Source organism: Nonomuraea sp. bgisy101 (genome assembly GCF_057708945.1).
On the sequence record NZ_JBYITD010000020.1, the window covers coordinates 26105 to 45216 of the forward strand.

The 19112-nt window shown below is 70.5% G+C and carries 26 protein-coding genes; 13 read left to right on the forward strand and 13 right to left on the reverse strand.

Annotation, left to right across the window (positions count from 1 at the left end; all coding sequences use genetic code 11):
• Window positions 1–43 precede the first annotated feature (43 nt).
• A complete protein-coding gene (locus tag AC3EO4_RS32550) occupies window positions 44–622 on the forward strand; it encodes a TetR/AcrR family transcriptional regulator (RefSeq protein ID WP_379569745.1) in 579 nt (192 codons plus the stop codon).
• A gap of 158 nt (window positions 623–780) precedes the next feature.
• Here AC3EO4_RS32550 and AC3EO4_RS32555 read toward each other — a convergent pair whose 3' ends face one another.
• The 3 genes from AC3EO4_RS32555 to AC3EO4_RS32565 all read right to left on the reverse strand — a co-directional run bounded on the left by AC3EO4_RS32555 (window position 781) and on the right by AC3EO4_RS32565 (window position 3131).
• Window positions 781–1518, reverse strand: a complete 738-nt coding sequence (locus tag AC3EO4_RS32555) for a TetR/AcrR family transcriptional regulator (protein WP_431899204.1) — start codon at window positions 1516–1518, stop codon at window positions 781–783.
• A gap of 476 nt (window positions 1519–1994) precedes the next feature.
• Entirely contained in the window at window positions 1995–2639 is a 645-nt protein-coding gene (locus tag AC3EO4_RS32560) for a DUF998 domain-containing protein (RefSeq protein WP_431899206.1), read from the reverse strand.
• 174 nt (window positions 2640–2813) lie between these two features.
• The gene (locus AC3EO4_RS32565) at window positions 2814–3131 is read right to left on the reverse strand and encodes a hypothetical protein (RefSeq protein WP_431899208.1); all 318 of its coding nucleotides are present in this window, start codon (window positions 3129–3131) and stop codon (window positions 2814–2816) included.
• Between the two features lie 178 nt (window positions 3132–3309).
• Here AC3EO4_RS32565 and AC3EO4_RS32570 point away from each other — a divergent pair, with 178 nt between their 5' ends.
• Complete coding sequence (locus tag AC3EO4_RS32570) at window positions 3310–3528, forward strand: hypothetical protein (RefSeq protein WP_431899209.1); 219 nt, start codon at window positions 3310–3312, stop codon at window positions 3526–3528.
• An 18-nt stretch (window positions 3529–3546) separates the two neighbouring features.
• A complete protein-coding gene (locus AC3EO4_RS32575; protein ID WP_431899210.1) occupies window positions 3547–4005 on the forward strand; it encodes a DUF5990 family protein in 459 nt (152 codons plus the stop codon).
• A 157-nt stretch (window positions 4006–4162) separates the two neighbouring features.
• Here AC3EO4_RS32575 and AC3EO4_RS32580 read toward each other — a convergent pair whose 3' ends face one another.
• Window positions 4163–4537 carry an ArsR/SmtB family transcription factor gene (locus AC3EO4_RS32580; RefSeq protein WP_379569715.1) on the reverse strand — a complete coding sequence of 125 codons (375 nt, stop codon included), beginning with the start codon at window positions 4535–4537 and terminating at the stop codon, window positions 4163–4165.
• An 81-nt stretch (window positions 4538–4618) separates the two neighbouring features.
• On the opposite strand from AC3EO4_RS32580, the gene AC3EO4_RS32585 reads away from it, so the two are divergent.
• The 8 genes from AC3EO4_RS32585 to AC3EO4_RS32620 all read left to right on the forward strand — a co-directional run bounded on the left by AC3EO4_RS32585 (window position 4619) and on the right by AC3EO4_RS32620 (window position 11834).
• On the forward strand, window positions 4619–5704 hold the full coding sequence (locus AC3EO4_RS32585; RefSeq protein ID WP_379569713.1) for a flavin-containing monooxygenase: 1086 nt from the start codon (window positions 4619–4621) through the stop codon (window positions 5702–5704).
• Window positions 5705–5802: 98 nt separating this feature from the next.
• Entirely contained in the window at window positions 5803–5940 is a 138-nt protein-coding gene (locus AC3EO4_RS32590; protein WP_354922619.1) for a hypothetical protein, read from the forward strand.
• Between the two features lie 27 nt (window positions 5941–5967).
• A complete protein-coding gene (locus AC3EO4_RS32595; RefSeq protein ID WP_431899212.1) occupies window positions 5968–7365 on the forward strand; it encodes an FAD-dependent oxidoreductase in 1398 nt (465 codons plus the stop codon).
• 17 nt (window positions 7366–7382) lie between these two features.
• A complete protein-coding gene (locus AC3EO4_RS32600) occupies window positions 7383–7652 on the forward strand; it encodes a hypothetical protein (protein WP_379569709.1) in 270 nt (89 codons plus the stop codon).
• Entirely contained in the window at window positions 7649–8869 is a 1221-nt protein-coding gene (locus AC3EO4_RS32605; protein WP_431899214.1) for an MFS transporter, read from the forward strand. The genes AC3EO4_RS32600 and AC3EO4_RS32605 overlap by 4 nt, the downstream gene beginning before the upstream one ends.
• A gap of 31 nt (window positions 8870–8900) precedes the next feature.
• On the forward strand, window positions 8901–9269 hold the full coding sequence (locus AC3EO4_RS32610; RefSeq protein WP_379569705.1) for a metalloregulator ArsR/SmtB family transcription factor: 369 nt from the start codon (window positions 8901–8903) through the stop codon (window positions 9267–9269).
• Window positions 9266–10291 (forward strand): ArsO family NAD(P)H-dependent flavin-containing monooxygenase, encoded by a 1026-nt coding sequence (locus AC3EO4_RS32615; protein ID WP_431899216.1) that lies wholly within the window; start codon window positions 9266–9268, stop codon window positions 10289–10291. The genes AC3EO4_RS32610 and AC3EO4_RS32615 overlap by 4 nt, the downstream gene beginning before the upstream one ends.
• Before the next feature lie 328 nt (window positions 10292–10619).
• Complete coding sequence (locus tag AC3EO4_RS32620) at window positions 10620–11834, forward strand: M28 family metallopeptidase (protein WP_431899218.1); 1215 nt, start codon at window positions 10620–10622, stop codon at window positions 11832–11834.
• 60 nt (window positions 11835–11894) lie between these two features.
• Here AC3EO4_RS32620 and AC3EO4_RS32625 read toward each other — a convergent pair whose 3' ends face one another.
• The gene (locus AC3EO4_RS32625) at window positions 11895–12722 is read right to left on the reverse strand and encodes a sulfite exporter TauE/SafE family protein (RefSeq protein ID WP_431899220.1); all 828 of its coding nucleotides are present in this window, start codon (window positions 12720–12722) and stop codon (window positions 11895–11897) included.
• A gap of 171 nt (window positions 12723–12893) precedes the next feature.
• Complete coding sequence (locus AC3EO4_RS32630; protein WP_431899222.1) at window positions 12894–13397, reverse strand: hypothetical protein; 504 nt, start codon at window positions 13395–13397, stop codon at window positions 12894–12896.
• Between the two features lie 87 nt (window positions 13398–13484).
• Here AC3EO4_RS32630 and AC3EO4_RS32635 point away from each other — a divergent pair, with 87 nt between their 5' ends.
• Entirely contained in the window at window positions 13485–13823 is a 339-nt protein-coding gene (locus AC3EO4_RS32635) for a PadR family transcriptional regulator (protein WP_431899223.1), read from the forward strand.
• Entirely contained in the window at window positions 13805–14383 is a 579-nt protein-coding gene (locus AC3EO4_RS32640; RefSeq protein ID WP_431899224.1) for a hypothetical protein, read from the forward strand. The genes AC3EO4_RS32635 and AC3EO4_RS32640 overlap by 19 nt, the downstream gene beginning before the upstream one ends.
• A 98-nt stretch (window positions 14384–14481) precedes the next feature.
• Here the strand turns inward: AC3EO4_RS32640 and AC3EO4_RS32645 are convergent, their stop codons facing one another.
• Genes AC3EO4_RS32645 through AC3EO4_RS32675 form a run of 7 tightly spaced genes read right to left on the reverse strand, consistent with a single transcriptional unit; the run spans window position 14482 to window position 19013 of the window.
• A complete protein-coding gene (locus tag AC3EO4_RS32645; RefSeq protein ID WP_379569691.1) occupies window positions 14482–14886 on the reverse strand; it encodes an arsenate reductase ArsC in 405 nt (134 codons plus the stop codon).
• 41 nt (window positions 14887–14927) lie between these two features.
• Window positions 14928–15578 (reverse strand): arsenate reductase ArsC, encoded by a 651-nt coding sequence (locus AC3EO4_RS32650; RefSeq protein WP_379569689.1) that lies wholly within the window; start codon window positions 15576–15578, stop codon window positions 14928–14930.
• Window positions 15579–15581: 3 nt separating this feature from the next.
• On the reverse strand, window positions 15582–16262 hold the full coding sequence (locus AC3EO4_RS32655) for an arsenate reductase/protein-tyrosine-phosphatase family protein (protein ID WP_431899226.1): 681 nt from the start codon (window positions 16260–16262) through the stop codon (window positions 15582–15584).
• Window positions 16263–16310: 48 nt separating this feature from the next.
• Complete coding sequence (locus tag AC3EO4_RS32660) at window positions 16311–17024, reverse strand: MIP/aquaporin family protein (protein ID WP_431899228.1); 714 nt, start codon at window positions 17022–17024, stop codon at window positions 16311–16313.
• On the reverse strand, window positions 17021–17368 hold the full coding sequence (locus AC3EO4_RS32665; protein ID WP_431899229.1) for an ArsR/SmtB family transcription factor: 348 nt from the start codon (window positions 17366–17368) through the stop codon (window positions 17021–17023). The genes AC3EO4_RS32660 and AC3EO4_RS32665 overlap by 4 nt, the downstream gene beginning before the upstream one ends.
• A gap of 53 nt (window positions 17369–17421) precedes the next feature.
• Window positions 17422–18666: a GNAT family N-acetyltransferase gene (locus tag AC3EO4_RS32670; RefSeq protein WP_431899231.1), complete on the reverse strand. Its 1245-nt coding sequence runs from the start codon at window positions 18664–18666 to the stop codon at window positions 17422–17424.
• A gap of 11 nt (window positions 18667–18677) precedes the next feature.
• Window positions 18678–19013, reverse strand: coding sequence for an ArsR/SmtB family transcription factor (locus AC3EO4_RS32675; RefSeq protein WP_354922652.1), 336 nt, complete (start codon window positions 19011–19013; stop codon window positions 18678–18680).
• Window positions 19014–19112: the final 99 nt, after the last annotated feature.

Genomic DNA, 19112 nt, shown 5'->3' on the forward strand with positions numbered 1-19112 from the left:
CTTAGAGAAACGGTAACACACTCTGTCGCCTATAGTTAGTCGGGTGACTGACTCACAACGGGTGCAAGCCGCCGGAGCCAAGCGCAAGCGCCTGATGGCGGCCGCCGCCCAGGTAGTTCACCGGCAGGGAGTCGAGCGCACCACCATCGCCGACATCGCGCGTGCCGCCGATGTCCCGGTGGGCAACGTGTACTACTACTTCAAGACCAAGGACGAGCTGGTCGCGGCCGCGCTCGCCGAGCACGAGCGTCGGCTGCAGCTCATTACCGGCGAGCTGGACCGCCTGCCGGACCCGCGCGACCGCCTCAAGCATCTGGTGGAGGGCTGGATCTCCCAGCGCGACGAGGCCGCGCTCTACGGCTGCCCGACCGGGACGCTCGCCGCCGAGCTGGACAAGCGTGAGCAGGGCGGGCTGGACGTCGCGGCGGGCAACCTCATCCGGCTGCTGCTGGACTGGGTGGCAGGCCAGTTCCGCGAGCTGGGGCAGCCCGATCCCGACGCGCTTGCGGTGACCCTGGTGGGCGCGTATCAGGGGATGTCACTGCTGGCCAACGCGCTGCGGGACCCGGAGATCATGACACGCGAGGGGGCCAGGCTCGTCGCCTGGCTGGACTCTCTGTGAGCGCCGCGCGCTCGCCGGCGCAGTAGGGGATCACGAGTGGTGATCTTTTCGGAGAAGATCCGCCCACAGGGCTGACGCTTCACCTATGAAGGCGGCTCGTCGCGCGCCCCGCCCTCCTCGCAGGCTGGGGCGCGCGGCCAGGCCGCCGGCCGTGGGCGTCAGCCCTGTGAGCCGAGGCGCGCGGCCAGGCCGTCGAGGACGCGTTCCAGCCCGTAGGCGAAGTTCGCGTCCCGCGTCTTCGCCGGGTCCTCCCCCTGCATCGCGGCGTAGAGGTCGCTGAGCGTCGGCTCGTCGCGCACGGCCTGCTCGGTGAGCGGCCGGAGGCCGGCGATCCACTCCTGCTCGGTCTTGCCGCTGCGCGCGAGCATCGACAGGTAAGCGGCCTCGCTGGTGGTCATGCCGATGACGTAGGCGATGAGCGTGTCCATGGCCTGGCCCGCCTCGCCGGCCTGGAATCCGGCCTGCCTGAAGTGCGCGAGCATACGGCCGGACTGACGGCCGAGATTGGGGCCGAGCGAGGCCAGGCCGACCTGGCCGAGGACGGCGGCCACCCAGGGGTGGCGCAGGATCATGGCGCGCAGGCTGTGGGCGCCTTCGGTGATGGCGGCGCGCCAGCCCGCGGGGTCGCCGGGGTCGGGCACCCTGAGCTCGCCGTAGACCTCGTCGACGACGAGTTCGATGAGCTCGTCCTTGTTGGCGACGTGCCGGTAGAGGGAGGTGGCTCCGGCGTTGAGACGCTGGCCGAGGCGGCGCATGGAGAGGTTCTCCACGCCTTCGGCGTCCAGGAGCCTGATGGCCTCGGCCACGATGGATTCCGGACTGAGCGTGGGCTGTTCGCGCTGTTTGCGGGGCCGTGCCCACACCGAGGGGATGGGCTGGCCGTCAGGTGCCGGCATGTGAGCTCCTCTCGTCCGGTGACCCAGCCTAGCGCACGCTGTGCGCATATGCGTACAGCATGAGAAGCAGAGTGGCGCCCACTGCCGCGTCGGACGCCGCCGGGCGGGGGTGACCGCTCTATCTGCGCAGGCAGGGCATCAGGGCGGTCATTCCGCGGAAAGGCAGCCGGTTCTTCACTGGACACCTGTGCTTTCGCGAGGTGCTGGTCCACGAGGAGTTCGTGGCGCTGAGCCCTGATGACGGGGTGGCCGACATTCCGCTGCTGTGGCGCTCGCCCGAGGCGCCGCAGGCCCGGCTATCGCGTCTCGCATTGCTCTCCTCCATGTCCTCCTGTGCTACTCCGACCGGCAGTTGGCGTGGTGGGCGTGGGTTGGCTGTGCGACGGGGCTCAGCAGAACTCCGCCTCGGGCCACCTTGGTCAGGAGCCCGGTCGGCTTTCCACGCCCTTCTCCGGCGGGCTGAAGTGGTGCGTGATTCAGGCGGACGTGCGGAAGCGGGCGGCGACCAGGGAGACCCAGGCCATCGCGATCATGACGCCGGTGGCGAGCGTCACCGAGCCGGCGTGCCCGCCGGTGATGGCCCAGCCGTCGCCCACGATCAGGGCCACGCTGGCCAGGCGGGAGGCGACGGCCATGCCGCGGGCGCCGGTGCGGGTGAAGTGGCGGCCGAGGACGAAGCAGGCCGCGGCGAGGGCGATGAACGTCACCGACCCGGTCACCATGTGCATGATGCTGTGCCAGCTCATCGCCGCCGGCGGCCCGGCGGGCGTGCCCACGGGGAAGCCGTTGCCGGGGTCCATGACGAAGACGCCCGCTCCGATCATTCCGATGCCGGCGACCAGCGTCAGGCGCGGCATCCAGGTGCCGCCGGGCTTGCCGTACAGGGCCTTGCGGAATCCGAAGGAACCGGCGATGAGCAACGAGCCGACGATCAGGAAGTTGGTGATCTGGATCCATCCGAGCGAGCCGGTGGAGAGCTGGCTGAGCGGGTGGCGGACCAGGTCGAAGCCCTCGCGGGTGAACGCCTGTGCCAGAGCGACGACGGTCCAGACGGGCATGACGGCCGCCGCGGCGGTGAGCAGCGTGCGGGTGGAGGCGGAGCTGCGGGTGGTGGTGGTCATGTTCCCTGTTCCCTTCGTGGTTTTGCCTACGCGTCGTCCACGCGATGTGACAGGGAACGTAGGAGCCCGCCCGATTCGCGCTCTGCCGTTGCGCGACCGCAAGGAGTCCGCCCTCAGGGCGTACGGCTCGCTCAGTTCTGTCTACTGAGCGTCCGCGACGGCGGCTCTCGGCGATCATGCCGAACTGGACTGACCGGTGAAGCGGGAACAGATGAGCCAAAGCACCACGTCGTCGCACCAACCAGCCTTACAGTGCAGAGAGTGGGCACTCATCGCGAGTTCGACTCCTGTCTTTCTCTGCTGCCCGAGACGCTGCGCGACCGCGTGATCAAGCTGCGCAGGCGCGCGCTCGCCGACACCGGCCAGTGCGATCCCTGCAAGCAGGCACAGCAGAGCATCTGGCTGTCCTTCGACGCGGCGTTCCTCGGCGACCACGCAGCCGCCCAGCAGCTGGTCGAGCAGGCCGAAACGGAAGCGGTGAGCGACCGTCATCTCAGCAGCTGCGCGCGGCACCTTTCCGCGACAGCGCCGAGTCAGGCGCAGCCGCGTCAGGTGCCGGGCTTCACCGGCCTTGGCCCCCTGGTGGCCGCAACGGACGCCGCATACAAGCAGCGCAGAGGCGGCTTCGGTTACCTCGTCACGGACGGCCGATGGGGCATGCGGACATGGAGTGCACCCCGCGACCAGGCCAGCGCGGTCCTCGAACCGGCTGGCGCTGCAGGCCAAGAAGACCAGAGACTCCTTCCACATGCAGGCGTTGATCGGTCAGCCCGCAGCCCAGACGCAGGAGGTACGGCGGCTGACGGGCCTGCTGGCCGATGCCGGGATGCAGGCTGAGCAGACCAAGGCCGCGCTGATCCCCGTGGGAGCCGAGCCGGCTGCCCCGTGAGCGGGAGATGATGCTGTCGTGCTGATCCGCATCGAGGCGTCCGACCTGCCTGGGCGGGAATGCGGGCAGGCGCCCGGTTTCCCCGGCTACCGCAACATCCATGTCGGTGTGCAGCGGCGGGACCGCCGTGACGAACTGCTCGACCTGCATCCAGGAGATGCCCCCTCAGCGGTCTGGGAGTTGGAGGCGACCGCGACCCGTGGGGAGACGGGGTGGGATCTTCGGGGCCCGTTCGTGCAGGGCAGGCCGGGCGGTCGGTTCGTGTATCTGTCGTGGGGGACGGTCGACGACGCCGGGGTGTTCTCGATGTTCCGGCGGGCGAAGCTGTGGCTTGAGGGTGTTCCCGCGGGCGTGCTGGAGGGCGCGGTGAGCACCGGGCTGCTGGTGGCTCGGCTGGGGCTGACGGATTCCCGCGGTCAGCCGTTGTGCGCGTCGGTGCGCCCGCCGCTGGTGGAGTGGTCGGCGCCGGCGGGCTGATGGCGGCTGGCGAGCGTCAGGCGCTGCTCGATCTGGGCCAGGTGCTCGTCAACCAGGTCGGTGACGTGCCGGCAGGGCCCCCATGGAAATGCAGGGGATGCTCACGGGCTGGCCCTGCCCAAGGCGGAGCTCAGCGGCGTGAGCGATCTGGAGTGGGTCAGCAGCAGTACTTGAGGTAGCTCTGAAGGTCGGCCAGGGCCGCGGCGGTGGCCTTCTTGTCGGCGCGATACAGCACCACTTTGCCCTCCTTGCGGGAAGTCAGGATGCCGCCCCGCCTGAGCTCGGCGAGCTGCTCGGAGGCGCGCGGCTGTCCGAGGTCGGCGAGCTCGGCCACCTGACCGACAGACAGCTCGGTTCCTCTGGCGAACAGCAGCATGATGCGCTGGCGGACAGGGCTGGCCAGCGCTTTGAGGAAGGCGTGGACGGCAGGGCTGAGCTCGACCTCGTCCGTCTGCGGCTCGGCCGGGGCTGGGCAGCACGACTGCTGCTCCTCGGCGATTTCCAGGCCCGTGTCGGGCGCGGATGGCGGCATGGATGACTCCCTCCTGCCGGACATTCCATCATCATATCCCTTCTTTGACATATCTGAAATCAGAGATATATGGTCCCCGGCATGACCATCCCCACCCATCCTGTCGTCGTCATCGGTGCCGGCCAGTCCGGCCTTGCCGCAGCTCGCGCCATTCTCGAAGCCGGCCTGAGGCCCCTGGTACTGGAGGCCGGACCGCGCCCGACCGGCTCCTGGTCGGACTACTACGACAGCCTTCATCTGTTCTCCCCGGCCCGCTTCAGCGCGATGCCCGGCCTGGATTTCGACGGCGACCCTGATCGCTACCCGCACCGCGACGAGGTTGTCGACTACCTGTTCAGGTATGCGGCCGGCCTGGACGCGGAGATCCGCACCAGCACTCGGGTAGAGGCGGTGGAGCAGGGCCAGGACGGGCGATTCGTCGTGCGCACCGCGGACGGTCAGGAACTGGAGGCCGCGGGCGTGGTGGCCGCCAGTGGCTCCTTCTCCCGCCCGATCCTTCCCGACCTACCAGGCGCCGAGACTTTCACCGGCCGCGTGGTGCATGCGGCCGACTACCGCAGCCCGAAGGATCTGGCCGGGCAGCGTGTGGTCGTGGTCGGTGGTGGCAACTCCGCCGTGCAGATCGCCTACGAGCTGACCGAGACGGCCGAGCGGGTGAGCATCGCTTCGCGTGCGCCGCTGGCCTTCCTGCCGCAGCGGCGCGACGGCCGGGATGTGCACCACTGGCTGGTCTCCAGTGGCTTCGACAAGCTGCCGCCGGCCTGGTTGATCCACCATGTGCGGGCCCGTCTGGTCGTGGACGTGGGCGACTACGCCGCCGCCGTGGAGGACGGCCGCCTGTCACGCCGGCCCATGTTCAGCGCCCTGGACGGCGGACACGTCGTGTGGGCCGACGGCGCACGGGAGCCGGTGGACGTGGTGCTGCCGGCCACCGGCTATCTGCCCGACCTCGGCTACCTGGCGCCGCTCGGCGCGCTGGACGAGTACGGCCTGCCGCTGCATCAGGGCGGTCTGTCCCTGGTCCGGCCGGGTCTGGCCTACCTGGGGCTGGAGTTCCAGCGCTCGTTCGCCTCCAACACCTTGCGCGGCGTCGCGGCCGACGCCGCGCACATCATGGGCCCGGTGGCCGCGCACGCCCGCCACGCTCCAGCCCTGGTCGGCCTCTGACGCCGACCCTGATTCGACATCCAGCTAATTTGACATCCCTCTAAGCAGTGCCGCACTATAGGCACTGCTTAGATGAACTTCAAAACAGGAGGTGCGCGATGCGCGCTCGGTTCCGCCGCTACCGCCAGGGCCCGACTTTCGTCTTCAACGAGGCCACCGGCGAGGTCTGCGACGCTGCGTGCCGCTCCAGGGCCGCCGTGGACCGTGTCCACATCGACATCCTGCTGTTCCGCTAAGCCGTACGAGACCCAGGAGAAGCCATCATGAGCGCCAGTTGCTGCGGCACCACCGCCTCCCTTGAACTTGAGCAGAATGTGACCTCCGGCGCTGCCGGCGTGCTGCCGATCGTGGTGATCGGTGCGGGCCCGGTCGGGCTGGCCGCCGCCGCGCATCTGGCCGAGCGGGGTCAGGACTTCCTGGTCCTGGAGGCCGGCCAGCGGGTGGCCGCCTCGGTCGCCCAGTGGGGGCACGTGCGGGTGTTCAGTCCGTGGAAGTACAACATCGACGCCGCAGCCCGCCGTCTCCTGGAGGCCGACGGCTGGACGGCGCCCGACGCTGACTGGCTGCCCACCGGCGGCGAGCTGATCGAGGACTACCTGGCCCCGCTGGCCGAGCTCTTCGGCGACAAGGTACGGCTGGGCGCCAAGGTGAGCGCGATCAGCCGACTCGGCTACGACCGGGTGCGCACCAACGGCCGTGAGGACGTGCCGTTCCTCATCCGCCTGGAGAGCGGCGAGGAACTGCAGGCCCGGGCCGTCGTCGACGCCTCCGGTAACTACACCGGCCCCAACGTGCTCGGCGCCAGCGGCTTGCCGGCCCATGGCGAGAACACGGTCGACGTCGACCACGCCCTGCCCGACGTGCTCGGCGCCGACCGGGAGCGCTACGAGGGCAAGCACACCCTCGTCGTGGGCGCCGGGCACTCGGCCGCCACCACACTGCTCGCCCTGGCCCAGCTGGAGAACGCCCAGATCACCTGGGCCATCCGCGCCGGCAGCGCCGGCCGTACCTATGGGGGAGGCGACGCCGACGCGCTGCCCGCCCGCGGCGCGCTCGGCACCCGCCTGCGCGCGCACGTCGACTCCGGCCGCATCACCCTGCTGACCGGCTTCTTCGCCCACTCCGTCACCACGGACGGCGAGCAGGCGACGGTGATCAGCCGGGACCCGTCCGGAGCCGGGCAGTCCGTGACCGTGGACCGCATCGTGGCCGCGACCGGCTACCGGCCCGACCACTCCATCGCCTCCGAACTGCGTCTCGACCTGGACCCGATCCTCGGCTCCACCCGCCGGCTGGCCCCGCTGATCGACCCCAACCAGCACTCCTGTGGCACGGTCCCCGCGCACGGCGTCGATGAGCTGTCGCATCCCGAGCCCGGCTACTACGCGGTCGGCGTCAAGAGCTATGGCCGCGCGCCGACCTTCCTGATGGCCACCGGCTACGAGCAGGTCCGCTCGGTCGTCGCCGCGATCGCCGGAGACTGGGAGGAGGCCCGGGATGTTCAGCTCGACCTGCCCGAGACCGGCGTATGCTCCTCCAACCTGGCCGAGGCCCAGGAACAGCGGGTCGGCCTGGCCACCGGCATCAGCGGCGGCCTGCTGGCCACCCCGCTGCCGCTGGTCACCGTCGGCGCCTCCGACGGCGGCGGCTGCTGCGGCTGAAAGCAGGGATGATCACCATGTCAGACGGATATCCGACCGCAGCGCAGAAGGAGGCCTTGCGCCTCATCTGCGACCACGGCCGGCTGGACACCGAGCGGCTGGGCCGGCACCTGGTCGGTGTCCGGCGATCAAGCACCAACCCGGGTTACGCCCGAGCGATCGCCCACATGGCAGGCACCCTGACCTGGCGCCTGGAAGCCCAGGGCTTCATCACCGAAGCCGAGGGCGCCTGGACGACGACGGCAAGGGGAAGGGCGCTCATCTCCTGTTCCAGCGAGCGCGAATGAGCTCCACCGCCAGGACCGTCGCCTCCGACCTCGGGGGCGGCGGTCAGCCGCGTTCCCGGTACGGCTGGCAGATCGTCGCCGCGCTGGCCATCACCCAGACCGCCGGCTACGGCGTGCTCTACTACGCCTTCTCGGTCTTCCTCGTCCCCATGGCCCGCGAGCTGCGTGCCTCCAACGCCCAGGTCGCTGCCGCGCTCACCCTGGCGGTTCTGGTCGCCGCGCTGTGTGCCCCGACGGCCGGCCGCTGGCTGGACGCCCACGGCGGGCGCGGGCTCATGACCGTGGGCTCGGTGCTCGGCACGGGAGCGGTGCTGGCCTGGTCGCGGGTGGACAACCTGGCGCAGCTGTACGCGGTGTTCGCCGCCATCGGCGTCGCCTGCTCGATGGTGCTGTACGAGGCGGCCTTCGCCGTCATCGTGGCCTGGCATGCCGGTAACGAGCGTGGCCGCGCCAATGGCCTGCTGGCGCTCACCATCGTCGCCGGGTTCGCCTCCTCCATCTTCATCCCGCTGACCGGATTGCTCGTGGAGGCCTACGGCTGGCGCCACGCCCTGGTGATCCTGGCCCTGGTCTACGGCGTGGCGGCGATCCCGCTGCACGCGTTCGTCCTGCGCAGCCGTACCCACACGGAGCCGCACGCGGAGCGGAAAGAGATCGTCAAGGAGGCCACCCGCCGGCGGCCGTTCTGGCTGCTCGTGATCGCCTTCACCGCCAACGGCGGCGCGGTGTCCGTGATGGCGGTGCTGCTCGTCACCTACCTCGTCCACCTCGGGCACTCCCCGGTGCTGGCCGCGACCCTTGCCGGTCTGCTGGGCGTGCTCTCGGTCACTGGACGTCTGATCACCACCGGCCTGCAAACCCGCCTGCCCGCCGCCCTCATCGCCGCCACGATCTTCGCCCTCCAGGGCGTCGCCGTCCTGCTGCTTCCCCTGCTCGGTCGTACGGTGCCGGGCGCCATCGGCTGCGTGCTGCTGTTCGGACTCGGGTTCGGCATCGCCTCCATCACCCTGCCGCACCTGCTCGTCCAGCGGTACGGCACGGCCGCCTACGCCACGCTCTCGGGCCGGATCGCCGTCTTCTCCGTCGCCGACAAGGCTCTGGCCCCGCTCGGAGCGGTCGCGCTCGCCCAGGCCGTCGGCTACGGCTGGGTGATGGGCGCGGTGGCTCTGGCCTGCGCGACCGCGGCGTTGGCTCTGGTCGCCTACCATCGCCTATAATTTCGATAGTTTTCGAAGTAAGGGGTGCCGTATGACCACCGTGACAAGCCAGTGCTGCGCACCGATCACGCGCGGGCCGCTGTCGGAGGACGACGCGGCCGAGCTGGCGGTCCTGCTCAAGGCGGTCGCCGACCCGGTACGGCTGCGCCTGCTGTCGATGATCGGCTCGCACGCGGGCGGCGAGGCCTGCGTCTGCGACCTCACCGACGCCTTCGACCTGACCGCGCCCACCATCTCCCACCACTTGAAGGTCCTGCGCACCGCCGGGCTCATCGACGGCGAGCGGCGCGGCACCTGGGTCTACTACCGGATCATCCCCGAAACCGTGAACAAGCTGGGTGAGCTGTTCGCCCCATTGGCCGAGCCCGCGCGGGCCGACCTGGGCCTCGTCCCTGCATGACCGACGTCGTCGTCATCGGCGGCGGCCAGGCAGGACTCGCGGCGGGCTACTACCTGCGCAGGGCCAAAGCCGACTTCGTCATCCTCGACGCCCAGGAGCAGCCCGGCGGAGCGTGGCGGCACGTCTGGCCGTCGCTGCGCCTGTTCTCGCCCGCCCAGTACAGTTCGCTGCCCGGCCGCATGATGCCGATCCCGCCGGACGGCGGCTATCCGAGCGCCGCCGGCACCGTCTCCTACCTCACCGACTACGAGCGCCGCTACGACCTGCCGGTTCAGCGCCCGGTGACCGTGCGGGCGGTACGGCGAGCCGGCGAACGGCTCCTGGTGGAAACCGGCCGCGGCACCTGGCAGGCGCGCGTGGTGATCAGCGCCACCGGCACCTGGTGGCGCCCCTTTCTCCCGCACTACCCGGGCACGCGCGACTTCCGCGGCGAGCAACTCCACACCGCCGGCTACCGCGGCCCGGAGCCCTTCGCCGGCAAGCGCGTGGTGATCGTGGGCGGCGCCAACTCCGGAGCGCAGATCCTCGCCGAAGTCTCCGCCATCGCCGAGACCACCTGGGTCACTGTCCGCCCGCCCCGCCTACTGCCCGACGAGCTCGACGGGCGCGCGCTGTTCGAGCACGCCACCCGCCGCCTGCACGGGGACGGCGCCGACCTGGGCGACATCGTCGCCGTGCCACCCGTCCGCGAGGCGCGTGATCGGGGAGTGCTGAAGGCCGAGCCCATGTTCGCCCGCCTCACCGAGACCGGCGTCGCCTGGGCGGACGGCACCACCTGGGACTGCGACGCGATCATCTGGTGCACCGGCTTCCGCCCCGCCCTCAGCCACCTCGCCCCCCTCAAGCTGCGCGGCCCCGACGGCCTCATCCCTGTCCACGGCACCCAGGCGATCGGCGAGCCGCGCCTGCACCTGCTCGGATACGGCGACTGGACCGGCCCCGCCTCCGCCACCCTCATCGGCGCCGGCCGTACGGCACGCGACATGGTCACGGCCATCGCCGGCCAACTGCAGCTTAATTAGAAGTCCTTCTATATTGATTTGCATCTAAGTAGGCGGCTAGACTCGCCCTTGCTTAGATGGTCATCGAATCTAGAAAGGATCTCGTCATGGCAACCGAGACCTCCGGCGGCTTCATCGGCGACATGCAGGACGCCTTCACACCGCCCCCTGCGGGCGGCTGCTGCGGCGCCCCCGCTACGGCGTCAGATGCGGCGTCCGCCGCGGCAGCGGCGACCACCTGTTGCGGGAGCGAGACCGCCGCGACCGATGCGGCTGCTGCCGGCTGCTGCGGGCAGGCGCCGGCTGCTGCCACTCCTGCCTCGGGCAGCGACGCGGCCGGATGCTGCGGATGACCTCCTCCACGCCCATCCAGGCGCCGGGGTCAGCCATCGCCCTTGAGCAGGTGTCGATCCAGCGGATGACCGCCACCGTGCGCGAGCTCGCCGGCGACCGCTTCGCCGGCCGCCGCGTGGGCACGGCCGGCGGGCGGTCCGCCGCGGAATGGCTCGCCACCCAGCTCCGGGATCTGGGCGGCGAGGTCGAACTGGTCTCCTTCCCGGTCACCGGCGTGCGCGAGCTGTATGCCACGCCGGTCCTGGAATGGAACATCGACGAGCAGCCGCGAAGGCTGGAGCACCGGCGTGATTTCGTCGAGCACCTGGCCTCCGCGGAGCTTCCTCATCCGCTCACCGCGCCCCTGGTAGCCGACACCGACGACGCCGACGTCCGCGGCCGATGGATCCTGGCCGAACCCGGCGACTGGGCGAAAGCCTGCGGCAAGGCCGAGCAGAGCGGCGCGGCCGGTGTGCTGACCGCGCGCGGTACCGACGCCGAGGGCTGGATGCCCAAAATGATCGCCGGGCCAGGCGTCCGTGCGGTCCCCGTCGTCGCGCTGCGCACGGATCTTCACCGCGAGCTGTCCGGCGCCCTGGCCCGCGGGGCCGTCCAGGTGACGGCATCGATGCCGCTGCGGCCGGTCACCGTCGAAGGCCGCAACGTACACGCCCGCCTTAACGACGGGCCTGCGCGCGTGCTGCTGACCGCCCACTACGACGGCGTCGGCGACGACCCGGAACGCCGGCTGCCGGCCGCAGCCGATAACGCCTCAGGCGTGGCCGCGATCCTGGAAGCCGCCCGCGTGCTCGCCGCGCATGCCGTACCGGTCGACCTGGCGGTGGCCTTCCTGGACGCCGAGGAGGCCGGCGCCTGGGGCTCGGCCCACCACGCCCCGACCGTGCCGCCGGACACGATGGTGATCAACCTCGATGGGGCGGCTCAGCTGCACCAAGCCGCCTCCGTGGAGGCGGGCGGCCCCGCGCACGCCCTCCTGGCCACCGTGGACCAAGCCGCCCGCGAAACAGGCGTGCCGCTGCGAGCAGGGGCCATGGCCTCCGACAACCGCCGCTATGCCGCGGCAGGACTGGCCGCGCTCGGCATCGGGATGGGCATGCCGGGCTACCAGACGCCCGCCGAAACACCGGACCGCATCGACAAGGACACGCTCCTGGCCGCAGCCCGGCTGATCACCGCCACGGTGTGGCGGCTGGCTCACGCCGGGTCCTGAGCCAGCTCCTTCAGCAACGCCCGCACGCGGCGTTCGATCTCGTCGCGGACGGCCTGAACGTCACTCGCCCGGTGCGGTGTGACGGGCGAGCTTGACCGCCGAGATCAGCAGCACGGCGGCGAGGACAGGGATGAGGACAAGGTCAGGGATCATTCCAAGCAGGAGACCGCCGAGCAGGGCACCGGCGATCGAGCCGGCAATCATGATCGCGACGAAGCGGAGGTTGGCGCCCAGGACGGCGAAGCTGCCGTCGCGGCTGTAGCGGGCGAAGGCCACCAGCATCGTGGGCAGGGACACCAGCAACGACAGGCTGCCCGCGGCCTTGATGTCCACCGCATACAGCAACACGATCGTCGGAATCAGCAGCTCTCCGCCGGCCACGCCCATGATCGCCGCTACGGCGCCGATTCCGAATCCGGCCGCGACTCCGGCCACCGTCCGCACCGGGCTGGGCAGCATCAAGGAGCCGAAGGTGGTGGTGTGGGTGAGCACCAGGGCGCCGGCCATGAGCACCATCAAAGCGGTCAGCACTCTGTAGAGAGTGGCGGTGCGCATCCGCACCGCCCAGGACGCCCCCGCCCATGCGCCCAGCAGGCTTCCTGCCAGCAGGTTGACCGCGACCGTCCAGTGCGCGCTCAGGTCCGCGAAGGGTACGGCGGCCAGGCGCGCGGGCAGCGCGGTGAGCACCACGACCAGGCTCATCGCCTTGTTCAGGATGACCGCCGACAGCGCCGCGAAGCCGAACAAGCCGATCAGCAGCGGGAGCCGGAACTCCGCGCCACCCAGGCCGATCAGCCCGCCCAATACGCCCACCGCAGCCCCGGCCGCGAAGGTCAGCGGCGCCGAGCGCACCCTGCGCATGGGCACGGTGCCTTCATCCGCGCTCACGCCACCTACGCTCCTCACTGCTCGCCGCCCCCGCATCTGCGTGGGTCGGCGTCCAGCATCTCCTATCGCAAACGTTGCCCAGCGCGCGGCCTCACCTCGGTGGCCATGGCGTGCGACCCCCTTCTCGGGCGCTTGGCTTCTGGATCTGCTGGTCGGCCTTGACAGGGAGGTTCATCCCGCTGCCGCCTTGCGACGGAGTCTGCTCCGGACGGCACGGGCGATCAGCGGAAAGCCGACCAAGCTCGGCACCAGCCAGTGAGCCCAGGCGGGTAGCCGGTCCCACAAGGGCAGGTGGGGGCCGTTGTCGACGTAGAAGCCGGTCAGCAGCGTAACGTAGGACAGGCCCAGCCCGACGATGTGGAGGATGGGCCGGCGCTGCCGGTTGAGGTAGCCGATGAGGGCGGCTGCCGCGGCGACCACGCCGATGGCGGCCAGGTGTGCGTTCTCCCGCCACCGGATCGCCGCGAGCACGCTCACCGAGGCCAGAAGCGCGCCAAGACCCCAGAGGTAGGCGCGGCCGAAACGCAGATGCCAGGTGCCGCCCTTGCGAGACAGTGCGGCCAGCGCCCCGCAGGCCACGCACGCCAGACCGGCCGAGACGTGCACGACCAGCGCGGCCAGGAAGACCGGCCCTGCGTTCGGCACCGGTAGCCCGAGGACATCGATCTCGTCCACGCCGCCCTCCATAGGTAGCGTTGCTATATGTAGCAACGCTACTCCGGCGATTGCCCTGATGGAAGGCCCGATGTAGCGTTACTACGTATGAGGGCCGAAGCGCTGAAAGGTCATCTGGGCGGGCTGCTGCTGGCCACCCTGGAGGAGGGGCCGCGCCACGGGTACGCGGTCAAGGAGGCGCTGGCCGAGGCGACCGGGGGACGGATAGACCTGCCCACCGGCACCGTGTATCCCGCACTGCACCGCCTGGAGCGAGCCGGGTTGATCAGCGGAACCTGGTCGGTCGTCAGCGGACGGAGACGCCGCAGCTACCAACTGACCGACGCCGGACGCGACGCGCTCAGCACCGAGCGGGCAGGATGGCAGGAGTTCGCCACCGCGATCACCGCGGCCCTGGGAGCGCGGACATGGCCGGCCACGAGCTGATCGACACTCAGCTCGCCCTGCTGGCCGCGCGACTGCCCCCGCAGGTCGTCGAGGAGCTGGCCGACGGACTGCACGAGGCCTACGAGGCGCGGCTGGCCATCCACAACGACCCCGACCAGGCCGCCCGTGCCGCCCTCGCCGACTTCGGCGACGCCGACACCATCACCGCCTCCTTCATGGCTCAGTCACCGTGGCGGCGCGCCGCCACGGTCCTGTTGCTGACCGGCCCGCTGATGGCGGCTGCCTGGGCTACCACCCTGCTCAGCGTGCACGCCTGGGCCTGGTCCCTCCCGATCGCGGTCAAGGTCGGCTACGGCGCGGCGCTGCTGGCCGTCGTCGCCGTCCTGATCGCGGTCGTGCGCGAGAAGCGTGCTTACCGCCGCACCCGCACCCTTCTGATCGGTAGCGCCACCACTCTGATCGTCTTGGACATGCTGGCGCTGACCGCGCTCTCCTTGCTGGCGGCAGGCCCGGAGTGGCCCATGCTGCTCGCCATACCGGCCAGCGTGATCCGCATCCTGGCCATCATGCGCAGCCTGCCTGGCGTCCTCACGGTGTAGTGCACCGTTCGGCCCACCACGGGCATGCCCCGGAAGATCGCGTGAAGGCTGGCGGTGAGCTGGCGGCCACGATCGTGCGTGGCCGTTGCCTGAGCCCCTCAACCGGCGTCCAGCTCGCTGATCAATCTCTCCACCTTCGTACGGATCTCGTCGCGGATCGGGCGGACGGCCTCGATGCCCTGGCCTGCGGGATCGTCGAGCTTCCAGTCCTCGTACCGCTTGCCGGGGAAGATCGGGCAGGCGTCGCCGCAGCCCATGGTGATGACAACGTCGGAGGCCTGGACGGCGTCGGTGGTGAGGATCTTGGGGTGCTGGTCGGTGAGGTCGACGCCGACCTCGCGCATCGCCTCGACGGCCACCGGGTTGATCCGGTCGGCGGGCGCCGATCCGGCGGAGCGGACCTCGATGCGGTCGCCGGCCAGGTGGGCGAGCCATCCGGCGGCCATCTGGGAGCGGCCTGCGTTGTGGACACAGACGAACAGGACGCTGGGGGTGTCGCTCACGGGTTGATACCTTCCTTCGCTGGTCTTGCTGATCACGCTGGTCAGGCGGCGGGGATGTCGAGGTCGTCGAGCAGGCGGCGGACCCGGCGTTCGATCTCGTCGCGGATGGGTCGCACGTCTTCCACGCTCCTGCCCGCCGGATCGTCCAACTCCCAGTCCTCGTACCGTTTGCCCGGGTAGACGGGGCAGGCATCGCCGCAGCCCATCGTGATGACGACGTCGGCGGCGCGGACGATCTCCTCGGTCCAGGGTTTGGGGAACTCGCCGGCGATGTCGATGCCCCGCTCGGCCATCGATGCCACGGCCGCGGGGTTGATCTCGCCGGCGAACTCCGAGCCGCCGGACCAGGCCAGCGCTCGGTCGGCGGCCAGGTGCTGGAAGAAGCCCAGTGCCATCTGGGAGCGTCCGGCGTTGTGGACGCAGAGGAACAGCACGACGGGCCGTCCGTCGCTGTGGCCTTCCACGCGGGCCAGGGCGTGAAGGCGCTGGCGGGCGAAGCGTTCGGCCAGGAGCGGCAGATAGTTGGGGATCTTGCCGTGGATGGCGAACTGGTCGTAGCTGGTGTGCAGGAACCGTTCGATGGTCTCGGTGCCGAAGGTGCCGGTGAATTCCTCGGCCAGACGGCGGGCGGCGGTGAACAGGGCGTGCTGCTGATCGATGGACAGGTCAGGGTGGCGGTAGGTCTGGGACATGGCTCACTCCTGCGGGGGGTGCACGGCGGGCGCCAGCCGTTGGACGCGGTCGGCGATGTCGATGTAAGCCCGTTCGAACGCCTCGTCGTCGCCGGCGCGGACGGGGTCAGGGATGGACCAGTGCAGCCGGTCGATGTCGAGGAGCTGCTCGTGGGCGGCGTCGCAGACGGCCACGACGAGGTCGTCGGGGCGCAGCGTCTGATCCACGTGGCGGGTGGCGGCGTGGTCGAGGTCGAGGCCGTGATGGGCGGCCAGGGTGAGCGCGCGGGGGTGGACGCGCGAAGCGGGGTGGGTGCCTGCCGACGTGGCGGGCACGGTGCTGGCGCGGCTCCACAGGGCGGCGGCCAGCTGGGAGCGGGCGGAGTTGTGGGTGCAGACGAAGACGATGCGAGGGGCGGGCCGGGCCGCGGCCGGCAGCAGGCCGGACAGCGATTGCGGCACCAGCCGCAGGTAGGTGCGCCTGCGGTCGCCTTCGGATCGGTGGCGTTCGACGATGCCCGCTTCCTGCAGCAGCTTCACGTGGTGGGCGAGCAGGTTGGTGGGCAGGCCGAGCGCCTGGCCGAGCTCGCCCGGCGACGCGTCGCCCAGCAGCAGTCGATCCACGATGGCCAACCGTCCCGCGTCGCCGAGCGCGGCGTGCACTCGCGCTCGGGCCTCCACCGAAGAACTCCAGTCAGCGTTCATTGAGTCAATAATTATTGAGTAATCATGACCGCGTCAAGCGGCGACCGGTCAGCGGGAGTCCGGATGCGGGACGACCGGCTCGGCCGTGCCCACCACCGGGCGGCCGAACAAACCGTGGACCAGCAGCAGGCCGATAATGCCGCCGGCCAGTTGGGCGACGACGAAGCCGGGCAGCGAGGCGGGGGCGATGCCGGCGAAGGTGTCGGAGAAGGCGCGGCCGACGCTGACGGCGGGGTTGGCGAAGCTGGTGGAGGAGGTGAACCAGTACGCAGCGCCGATGTAGCCGCCCACGGCCAGCGGGGCGAAAGCCGTACCGCCCGACCGGGTCAGGCAGAAGATCACCAGCACCAGGCCCGCCGTAGCGACGACCTCTCCCAGCCACAGGTGCGCGCTCGCCCGCTCCGTGGTGGACCAGGTGATCGCGGGCTTGTCGAACATCGCGTTGGCCAGCACCGCGCCGCCGATGCCGCCCAGCACCTGGGCAGCGATGTAGCCGCCGAGCTCGCCCGTCTGCAGCCCCAGGCCGGTCTGCCGTCCCTGCCACCAGTCGGCCAGCGACACCACCGGGTTGAAGTGGGCGCCGGAGACCGGGCCCAGCACGACGATGAGCACGGCCAGGCCGAAGACGGTGGCGGTGGAGTTCTCCAGCAGCTGCAGGCCCACGTCGTCCGGGGAGAGGGTCTGGGCCATGATGCCCGACCCCACGACCACGGTCACCAGCAGCGCGGTGCCGAGGAACTCGGCCAGCAGCCGGCGCCTCACCTGGTCACCTCGGCGGGCGCGGAGAGCAGGGCGGACAGCTCGGCGAGCCGGTCGGGCACGATTCGGTAGTACACCCACGAGGCACGCCGCTCGCTGGTCAGCAGGCCGGCGTCCTTGAGCACCTTGAGGTGGTGGCTGATCGTCGGCTGGGCCAGGTCGAAGCTCGCGGTCAGGTCGCACACGCACGCCTCGCCGCCCTCGTGCGCGGACACGATCGAGATGATGCGCAGCCGTACCGGGTCGCCCAGCGCCTTGAACGCCCGCGCCGGCCCTGCGGCGCTCTCCTCGTCCAGCGGTTCTCGCGCCAGGGGCGCGCAGCAGTCCAAGACCGTCAGCTCATCCATGGGCGTCAATATTGACGTCCATGGATATCAGCATGGTCAAGCCGACATGAACGTCAGATGGACGCGCCCTCCACGCCGACCTCCGAGCTCCGGCGCTCCATGAGGATCACGTCGCGCCAGAGGCCGTGGTGGCGGCCGATGCGTCCGCGGGTGCCGACCATCCGGAAGCCCAGCGCCTGGTGCAGGGAGAGGCTGGCGGTGTTCTCCGGGAAGATGCCGGACTGGATCGTCCAGATGCCGGCGTCCTCGCTGGCGGCGATGAAGGCGGTCAGCAGGGCGCGGCCGATGCCGTGGGCCTGGCAGCCGGGGTGGACGTAGACACTGTGCTCGATCACCCCGGCGTAGACCGGCCGGGAGGACACCGGGGAGGCGGCGATCCAGCCGACCAGGTCGCCGGTCTCGGTGTCGGCGGCGACGTAGCGCAGCTGCGGAAGCTTCCCCTCGGTGAAGCCCTCCCAGCTGGGGGCGACGGTCTCGAAGCTGGCCTGCCCGGTGTCCAGCCCGGCCTGGTAGATGGCCAGCACCTGGCTCGCGTCGGCCTCGCACATCGGGCGGATCTCCAGGCCAGGGCCGATCGCGGGTTTGACCGCCTGGACGATGGCCGAGTGGACGCCGTCGCCGTGGTCGGCGGTGAGGGTGACCGAGGTGCCGACGAAGCCGGTCGAGCGCAGCAGGTCGCGGTACTCGGCCACCTCCAGGGAGCCGGCGACGCAGCCCACCCGCTGCTCGGCGGCGGCGCGCCGTACCGGGTCGAGCGTGCCTTCGGTCACCATGTCGCTGATCCCCAGCCGCCCGCCCGGGCGTAGGACGCGGAAGGCCTCGGCGAGCACGGCCGCCTTGTCGTCGGACAGGTTGATCACGCAGTTGGAGATGACGACGTCCACCGACTGGTCCGATAGCGGGATGGCCTCGATGGTGCCGTGCAGGAACTCGACGTTGGCCGCGCCGGCCTCCGCGGCGTTGCGCCTGGCGAGCTCGATCATGTCGCCGCTGGCGTCCAGGCCGTAGGCCTTGCCGTACGGGCCTACCCTGCGGGCCGACAGCAGGACGTCGATGCCGCCGCCCGAACCGAGGTCGAGCACGGTCTCGCCGGCGCGCAGCTCGGCGACGGCGACCGGGTTGCCGCAGCCGAGGCTGGCCCGCGCGGCGCCGCCTGGCAGCTCCGCGATGTCGTCGTAGCCGGCGGTGCCGAAGCAGCCCTTGTCGAACTCGTCGGCCGAACAGTCGATGATCGTCTCGCCGGTCATCGCGGCGCGAGCGAGTCCGGAGTATCGCTTGACGACCTCGTCGTGGGCCATGGCTGTCTCCTTCAGTCGCAGATCGGAGTGGCGGGAACGGGCTTGCCCATCACCACGTCGGCGGCGGTGGGGAAGCAGCTCACGCAGTTCTCGTTGATCCGGTAGAGGCTGCTGGTGCCCTGCCGTTCGACCAGGACGAAGCGCACCTCGGCCAGGATCTTCAGATGGTGCGACACGGTCGACTGGCCGACGCCCGAGGCGGTCACGATCTCGCCTACGGTCATCGGCTCGCGGCGGCGCGCCAGCAGCGACACGATCTGGATGCGCGTGGCGTCGGCCAGCGCTTTGAACCAGCTCGCGTACTCCTCGGCCTCGGCCCGGTCCAGCGGCTTCGCATCGTTATTCATCGATTATCGACGATAGTCGATTATCAAGCCAAGGTCTAGGGGGCGGTGCTGAAGCACGCCCGGGACCGGCTTACCCTTGATCGCCTTCTCGGCGAACCA

Bases quoted from the DNA above. Each gene is read 5' to 3' on its own strand.
- AC3EO4_RS32555 (WP_431899204.1), bottom strand. From the start codon at position 1,518: ATGCCGGCACCTGACGGCCAGCCCATCCCCTCGGTGTGGGCACGGCCC.
- AC3EO4_RS32560 (WP_431899206.1), bottom strand. From the start codon at position 2,639: ATGACCACCACCACCCGCAGCTCCGCCTCCACCCGCACGCTGCTCACC.
- AC3EO4_RS32565 (WP_431899208.1), bottom strand. From the start codon at position 3,131: ATGACGGTCGCTCACCGCTTCCGTTTCGGCCTGCTCGACCAGCTGCTG.
- AC3EO4_RS32580 (WP_379569715.1), bottom strand. From the start codon at position 4,537: ATGCCGCCATCCGCGCCCGACACGGGCCTGGAAATCGCCGAGGAGCAG.
- AC3EO4_RS32585 (WP_379569713.1), top strand. From the start codon at position 4,619: ATGACCATCCCCACCCATCCTGTCGTCGTCATCGGTGCCGGCCAGTCC.
- AC3EO4_RS32590 (WP_354922619.1), top strand. From the start codon at position 5,803: ATGCGCGCTCGGTTCCGCCGCTACCGCCAGGGCCCGACTTTCGTCTTC.
- AC3EO4_RS32595 (WP_431899212.1), top strand. From the start codon at position 5,968: ATGAGCGCCAGTTGCTGCGGCACCACCGCCTCCCTTGAACTTGAGCAG.
- AC3EO4_RS32600 (WP_379569709.1), top strand. From the start codon at position 7,383: ATGTCAGACGGATATCCGACCGCAGCGCAGAAGGAGGCCTTGCGCCTC.
- AC3EO4_RS32605 (WP_431899214.1), top strand. From the start codon at position 7,649: ATGAGCTCCACCGCCAGGACCGTCGCCTCCGACCTCGGGGGCGGCGGT.
- AC3EO4_RS32610 (WP_379569705.1), top strand. From the start codon at position 8,901: ATGACCACCGTGACAAGCCAGTGCTGCGCACCGATCACGCGCGGGCCG.
- AC3EO4_RS32615 (WP_431899216.1), top strand. From the start codon at position 9,266: ATGACCGACGTCGTCGTCATCGGCGGCGGCCAGGCAGGACTCGCGGCG.
- AC3EO4_RS32620 (WP_431899218.1), top strand. From the start codon at position 10,620: ATGACCTCCTCCACGCCCATCCAGGCGCCGGGGTCAGCCATCGCCCTT.
- AC3EO4_RS32635 (WP_431899223.1), top strand. From the start codon at position 13,485: ATGAGGGCCGAAGCGCTGAAAGGTCATCTGGGCGGGCTGCTGCTGGCC.
- AC3EO4_RS32640 (WP_431899224.1), top strand. From the start codon at position 13,805: ATGGCCGGCCACGAGCTGATCGACACTCAGCTCGCCCTGCTGGCCGCG.
- AC3EO4_RS32650 (WP_379569689.1), bottom strand. From the start codon at position 15,578: ATGTCCCAGACCTACCGCCACCCTGACCTGTCCATCGATCAGCAGCAC.
- AC3EO4_RS32655 (WP_431899226.1), bottom strand. From the start codon at position 16,262: ATGAACGCTGACTGGAGTTCTTCGGTGGAGGCCCGAGCGCGAGTGCAC.
- AC3EO4_RS32665 (WP_431899229.1), bottom strand. From the start codon at position 17,368: ATGGATGAGCTGACGGTCTTGGACTGCTGCGCGCCCCTGGCGCGAGAA.
- AC3EO4_RS32670 (WP_431899231.1), bottom strand. From the start codon at position 18,666: ATGGCCCACGACGAGGTCGTCAAGCGATACTCCGGACTCGCTCGCGCC.
- AC3EO4_RS32675 (WP_354922652.1), bottom strand. From the start codon at position 19,013: ATGAATAACGATGCGAAGCCGCTGGACCGGGCCGAGGCCGAGGAGTAC.